The sequence below is a fragment of the Methylobacterium sp. J-077 genome (genome assembly GCF_022829365.1).
GTDB lineage: Bacteria > Pseudomonadota > Alphaproteobacteria > Rhizobiales > Beijerinckiaceae > Methylobacterium.
Genome location: NZ_JAKSYJ010000112.1, coordinates 100,072 through 106,460, shown reverse-complemented (window position 1 = coordinate 106,460; position 6,389 = coordinate 100,072). Strand labels below are relative to the sequence as shown.

The following is a 6,389-nucleotide window of genomic DNA, read 5'->3' as shown; positions in this document are numbered from 1 at the left end:
TGCGTTCTGAGGGTTTGCGGTTTTTCTGATCGGTTGCCCCGTCGACATCAGAGAACACGCGTGCAGGCGCCGTCACCGACAGGCCTGCGCCCCGGCATGAGACGCAACTCCCCTCTCCCGTGCGGGAGAGGGACAGGGTGAGGGATGCGACTTGTCCGGACAGACCTGATCCCTCACCCCAGCCCTCTCCTGTGCGGGCCGAGATGTTCACACATCTCCTGCTGCGAGGCGCGATGCGCTTTCCTTCCGCTTGTGGGGAGGGGCAAATCGCCTCCGTTCCAAAATGTTAGTGGCGGCCTGAAAAGTGTGAATCTGGTAGCCGGCACGAGAGAGGGGGCCGGTCGCGCTCGATGATCGGAGTCTACTGCAAAACTGGAAAGGCTCGCCTCACGCGGTCATGACCGTGAGATCGCGGGTAGGGCGCTCACGCCTTCAGCGGCCGCGCCTGCAGGATCGCCGCCCGCACGAAGGGCCGCTTCAACTGGGTGCCGACATTCGACCGGCCGACGAATTCCTGGGCGCCGGGGTGGCTGCGCACCGCCTTGACCAAGTTAAGCCGGTGGCCGCTGCGGAACCGGTAGGGCTCGGCCACCGCGCCGTCCAGGAACGCCTCGATGCTGGCGTCGATCTCGTCCTCGGCGATCACGTTCGCCGCGTGCAGCATCTGGATGGTCTGGAGGTCGGTCATCCTGAGTAGATAGGGCGGCGGCGATGTCGAGAGCGTGAAATTCGCGGCGGTCGAGGGACCTCTACCGCGTCGTCGCCAGCAGCAGGTCCGGCAGCCACAGGGCGATGCCCGGCACCAGGCACAGGATCAGGATCGCGAGCCCCATCAACATCACGAAGGGCAGGGTACCCCAGATGATGTCCGAGAGCGGAATGTCGGGGGCGATGTTCTTGATGACGAAGATGTTGAGGCCCACCGGCGGGTGGATCAGGCCCATCTCCATGGTGATGGTCATCACCACGCCGAACCACACCAGATCGAAGCCCGCGGCCTTGAGCGGCGGCAGGATGATCGGCGCGGTCATCAGGATGATCGAGACCGGCGGCAGGAAGAAGCCGAGGACGATCACGAGGCCGAGGATCGTCACCAGAAGCACCCAGGGCGAGAGCTGCATCGCCACGATTCCCGCCGCGGCCGATTGCGACAGGTGCAGATAGCTCATCACGTAGGCGTAGAGCAGCGACATGCCGATGATCAGCATCAGCATCGTGGATTCCCGCAGCGTCGCCACCAGGATCGGGCTGACGTCCCGGAACCGCCAGACACCGTAGATCGCGGCGATCAGGCCGAGCGCCAGCAGGCCGCCGAGGCCGGCCGTCTCCGAGGGCGTCGCGTAGCCGCCGTAGAGCGCCACCATCACGCCGGTGAGCAGGATCACGAAGGGCAGCACCCGCGGCAGCGTCGAGAAGCGCTGGGCCATGCTGTACTGCTCGTCGGCCAGGATCGGCGAGGCCGGGCCGCCGCGCTCCAGCACCGCCTTGGCGGCGGCGAATTCCGACCGGAACCGGACCATCGACCAGGCCGCGAACAGGCTCACCAGCAGCAGCCCCGGCCCGATCCCGGCCAGGAACAGGCGCCCGAGCGACTGCTCGGAGGCGACCGCGTACAGGATCATGGTGATCGAGGGCGGCAGCAGGATGCCGAGCGTGCCGCCGGCCGCGATGATCCCGGCGGCGAAGCCCGGCGAGTAGCCGCGCTTGCGCATCTCCGGAATGCCGGCCGAGCCGATCGCCGAGCAGGTCGCCGGGCTCGAGCCCGCCATGGCGGCGAAGAGCGCGCAGGCGAAGACGTTGGCGATGCCGAGACCGCCGGGGATGCGGTGCATCCAGGCATGCATCGCCGAGTAGAGGTCCTGCCCCGCCCGGGACCGGCCGATCGCCGCGCCCTTCAGGATGAACAGCGGGATCGACAGCAGGGTGATCGAGGCCATCTCCTCGTAGACGTTCTGCGCCACCGTATCGAGGGAGGCGGCGGGCATGAACGCGACCATGAAGGCCAGGGCCACGGCGCCGAGCGCGAACGCGATGGGGATGCCCGACAGCATCGCCCCGAGGGTGGCCCCCGCATAGAGGAAGCCGATCGCCGCCGTGCCCATCACTCCACCCTCGCGTCGACCGTCCGGCCCATCGGATCCGGCCCCCGGGGCGTGACCCCGGGCGCACCGTGCATATCCGTGTTCACGTCCGCGCCGATGCCGATTTTGGGCTTGGCCCATCCGGCCGCCCGCGGCCCGTAGAGCAGCGCCTCGGCGATCTGCAGGGCGAATTGGAGGCACAGCAGGCTCATGCCGGCGGCCATCAGGGTGTAGGGGATCCAGAGCGGCGGTCCCCAGGTCGATTGCGAGGTCTGGCCGTCGATCCAGGCCTCGTGGTCGAGGGTCCAGCTCTTCCAGGCGAAGAACAGGCAGAAGGCGAGGCTGACGCAATCGACGAACAGCAGCCGGATCCGGTTGATCTTGGGCGGCAGCAGGCCGGTCAGCGCCTCGATCGCCACGTGGCCGCGCTTGGCCTGCACCCCGGCGGCCGAGAAGAATGTCGCTCCGACGATCAAAAAGACCGCCATCTCGTCCTGCCACTCGGTCGGCTCCTTAAGGAGATAGCGGACGACGACGCTGTGGCTCAGCACCAAGCAGGCGCCGACCAGGCAGAGCCCGCCGAGGCCGAGGATCACGCGGTTGATGCCGCGCATCGTGCGGTCGAACAGGCCGAGCAGCCCAGGGAGCCGAGGCTCATCCGCACCCTTCGCATCCGGGATCGCAGTGGCGGCATCGAAGCCGTGGCTCACGCGACCTGCTCCGCGAGCTTCAACAGTTCCGCGCAGCCGGCATTGCGGCCGGCATAGTCCTTCCAGGCGGTCTCCCGGGCGATCTCCCGCCACTGGCCGAGCGATTTCTCGTCGAGCTGCGAGACCTTGGCGCCGGCCTTGGCGAAGATCTGCTCGACGCGGGTATCGTCCTCCTTGGCGCCGGCCTGGCCGAAGGCTTCGAGCTCGGCGCCAACCGCCATGATCAGGTCCTGCTGGTCCTTGGGCAGGCCGGAGAACACGGTCTTGGACATCATGATCGGTTCGAGCATGAACCAGTAGGACCGCTCGCGGCCCGAGGTGAGCGCCTTCGACAGTTCCTCCAGCCGGAACGAGATCAGGCTGGTGGACGAGGTGATCACCGCGTCGCAGGCGCCGGTCTGCATCGCCGCGTAGGATTCGTTCGACGGTATCGAGAGCGTCGCGGCGCCGGCCTGCTTCATCATCAGGTCCATCTCGCGGGAGCCGCCGCGGACCTTCATGCCCCTGGCGTCGGCCGGCGCGATCAGCGGCCGCTCGCGGCTGGCGACGCCGCCGGACTGCCAGACCCAGGAGACCAGGACGATGCCCTTGGATTCCAGGATCTCGGTGAGCTTGCGTCCCACCGGCGCCGATTTCCACGCCACGGCCTGCGCGTAGGAGGTCACCAGCGCCGGCATCAGGCCGATATTCAGCTCCGCCACCTCGCCGCCCGCGTAGGGGCTCGGATAAAGCGACATGTCGAGCGCGCCCTTGCGCATAGCGCCGAACTGGGCGTTCGTCTTCATCAGCGAGGAGCCCGGATACACCTGGACCTCCAGGGCACCCTTGGAGCGCTCGGCCACCGCCGCAGCGAATTTCCGGCACATGCGGTCGCGGAAGTCGCCCTCGTCGATCGTCCCGCCCGGGAATTGGTGCGACAGCTTCAGGACCGTGGCGGCCTGTGCGGCGCCGAGACCGAATCTCAGGACGGCTGGCGCTGCGAGGGCGGCCGCGACCAGCGTGCGACGTGTCGGTATCATCGAATTCTCCCGCGCCGCAATAAAGCCGGCTCTACTTTTGTGCGTCGCAAGAACGATCGCGCATTCGTTGCATGCAAGAAAAGTGATCTTGTATATGTTGTCAACAGTCGAGCATATGTGAGCGGCGTAAGTCGCAGCAATCCTTCAGGAAGGTCGGCGACGCACCATCCGCCGACGGGGAAGGACCGGAGGGATGAATCACGCCCAGCGCCTGCGGCAGCGGATCGAGGACGAGATCGTCTCGGGCGAACTCGCCCTCGGCGCGCGCCTCGACGAGAATCAGCTGGCCGAGCGCTTCGGAGTCTCGCGCACGCCGATCCGGGAGGCTCTGCTGCAACTGGCGGTCACCGGCCTGATCCAGGCCAAGCCCCGGCGCGGCGCCGTCGTCAGCGCGCCGGAGCCGCACCTGCTGCTGGCGATGTTCGAGACCATGGCGGAGATCGAGGCCGCCTGCGGCCGGCTCGCGGCGCGGCGCCTGGTTCCGGAGGATGCGGAGGCCCTGCAGGCGGCTCTGGCCAGCTGCAGGGCGGCGATGGCCCTGCAGGATGCCGAGAGCTACTACGCCGAGAACTACGTGTTCCACACGGTGGTCTATCGGGCGAGCCGCAACGCGTTTTTGGCCGAGCAGGCCTTGTCGCTGCACAGGCGGCTCGCCCCCTATCGCAGGCTGCAATTGCGCGTCCGCCAGCGGCTGCCGCAATCGCTCGCCGAGCATGAGGCGATCGTCGCCGCGATCGTCGCCGGCGACGAGGCCGGCGCCGCAGAGGCGCTGCGCAGCCACGTCATCGTCCAGGGCGACCGCTTCACCGACCTCGTGGCCGGACTGCGGGCGCCGAGCGCAGCCTGACAGAACGGAAAGCGCAGCTTAACCGCGATCCCCGCGAGGATTGCGTAGGCTCGCGAACAGACTCGACTAGAAGTTGTGTAGCCAGCATTATCGTCCCGTCGGAGCGAGGACGGCCATGCTGAAGGACATCGTGAGGAGCGCCGGGCGCCGCGCTGGCGTCGACATCTTCCGAGCCAGCACCGAACCGTTTCGCTGGAGCCATACGGTCCACGATTATCACCCGGTGGTACCGTCCTCCCGTTGGACACCCGGCAGCGCGCCGCACGGTCACCTCCGGTCGGTCCTGGCCCGGGAGAACGCCGCTTACGAAGCGTTCCTGACCGCGCTGGAGGCGCGAGCCGACCTGCTGCACAGCGTCCCGCACGAAGCCGGCGTCGCCGACCCGGTGACGCCGCACTGGAACAACACTTGGTTCACGGCCCTCGACGCCGCCGCCCTGATGACGATGCTCGCCTGGAAGCGGCCGGCCCGCTACCTCGAGATCGGGTCCGGCTGCTCGACCTGCTTTGCCCGCTACACGATCGACGCGCTGAAACTGCCGACCACGATCACCTCGATCGACCCGATGCCTCGCCGGGAGATCGACGCGATCTGTGACTGGACGCTTCGCGCGCCCCTCGAAGGCTGCGACCTGAAGATCTTCGAAGAGTTGCGGGCCGGGGACATCGTTTTCTTCGACGGCTCGCACCGATCCTTCGCGAATTCCGACGTGACCGTATTCTTCTTCGAACTGATGCCGCGGCTCGCGCCGGGCGTGATCGTGCAGATCCACGACATCTTCATCCCGGACGACTACCCGGGCGCGTGGAACTGCCGGCTCTACAACGAGCAGTACCTTCTGGCCGCGATGCTGATGTGCGGCGCGCCGCCGTTCCGGGTGACCGTGCCGGTGATGTATCTCTGCCAGGACCCGGCCAAGAGCGCCCGGGTCAAGGCGGTCTTTGCCGGCCGCCGGCCGGGGCCCGACATCCCGTTCCTCTACCCGAACGATTCCGGCACGCCGGGGGCCTCGTTCTGGTTCGAGATGACGGCTCAGCCGGCCTCCGCGACCCCGTAATTGGCTGCGATCACGGTCTTTTTCCCGCGGATATGCTCACGCATCAGGGTGGCGAGGGCAGCGCCGTCCCGGGCGCGCAGCAGCACGATCATGTGCTCGTGCTCTGACATGGCCCGGGCCCATTGATCCGGCGTCTGGTGGGCCGAGTAGCGCGACCGCTGGATCCGGCCCGACAGGCTCTCGTAGATGTTGGCCAGGATGCCGTTGCGGCTCGCCGCCATGATGCCTTCGTGGATCCGCCGGTTATGGCTGAAATACCCGGCCTCGTCGCCGCCCTTCCAGGCCGCCACCATCGCGTCGTGATCGACCTCGATCGCGTCGATCTCGGCCTCCGAGATCGTCCGGCAGGCGAGATCGCCCGCGGTGGCCTCGAGCCCGGCGATCACCTCCAGCATCTCTTCGAGTTCGGCCTCCGAGATGCTGGCGACCCGGGCGCCGCGGTTCGGGAGAAGTTCGAGCAGGCCCTCGGTCGCCAGGATCTTGATCGCCTCGCGCAGCGGCGTGCGCGAGATCCCGAAGCGCTCCGTCAGTTCGCCCTCGTTGATCCGCGCCTTGGGCTCCATCTCGCCGGAGCGGATCAGTTCTCGCATCCGATCCGCCACCTCGTCGTGGAGATAGCGACGGCTGATTCCGATGCCGGTGTCGATTTTGTTCATGAGCCGACGGTGCACGCGA

General features: G+C 67.5%; 7 protein-coding genes. 2 read left to right on the top strand and 5 right to left on the bottom strand.

The annotated features are described in order from the left end of the window. Positions 1-424 precede the first annotated feature (424 nt). The 4 genes from MKL11_RS11295 to dctP all read right to left on the bottom strand — a co-directional run bounded on the left by MKL11_RS11295 (position 425) and on the right by dctP (position 3,810). The gene (locus MKL11_RS11295) at positions 425-688 is read right to left on the bottom strand and encodes a hypothetical protein (protein WP_243943274.1); all 264 of its coding nucleotides are present in this window, start codon (positions 686-688) and stop codon (positions 425-427) included. A gap of 61 nt (positions 689-749) precedes the next feature. Beyond that, positions 750-2,102, bottom strand: a complete 1,353-nt coding sequence (locus MKL11_RS11290; RefSeq protein ID WP_243943272.1) for a TRAP transporter large permease — start codon at positions 2,100-2,102, stop codon at positions 750-752. Continuing rightward, positions 2,102-2,791: a TRAP transporter small permease gene (locus MKL11_RS11285; RefSeq protein ID WP_243943270.1), complete on the bottom strand. Its 690-nt coding sequence runs from the start codon at positions 2,789-2,791 to the stop codon at positions 2,102-2,104. Before MKL11_RS11285 ends, MKL11_RS11290 begins: the two co-directional genes overlap by 1 nt. Continuing rightward, positions 2,788-3,810 (bottom strand): TRAP transporter substrate-binding protein DctP, encoded by a 1,023-nt coding sequence (gene dctP / locus MKL11_RS11280; protein WP_243943268.1) that lies wholly within the window; start codon positions 3,808-3,810, stop codon positions 2,788-2,790. The genes MKL11_RS11285 and dctP overlap by 4 nt, the downstream gene beginning before the upstream one ends. Before the next feature lie 193 nt (positions 3,811-4,003). On the opposite strand from dctP, the gene MKL11_RS11275 reads away from it, so the two are divergent. After that, positions 4,004-4,657, top strand: a complete 654-nt coding sequence (locus tag MKL11_RS11275) for a GntR family transcriptional regulator (protein WP_243943266.1) — start codon at positions 4,004-4,006, stop codon at positions 4,655-4,657. A 115-nt stretch (positions 4,658-4,772) separates the two neighbouring features. Next, on the top strand, positions 4,773-5,714 hold the full coding sequence (locus MKL11_RS11270) for a class I SAM-dependent methyltransferase (RefSeq protein ID WP_243943263.1): 942 nt from the start codon (positions 4,773-4,775) through the stop codon (positions 5,712-5,714). Here the strand turns inward: MKL11_RS11270 and MKL11_RS11265 are convergent. Beyond that, a complete protein-coding gene (locus MKL11_RS11265; RefSeq protein WP_243943261.1) occupies positions 5,690-6,370 on the bottom strand; it encodes a GntR family transcriptional regulator in 681 nt (226 codons plus the stop codon). The genes MKL11_RS11270 and MKL11_RS11265 overlap by 25 nt on opposite strands. Positions 6,371-6,389 lie beyond the last annotated feature (19 nt).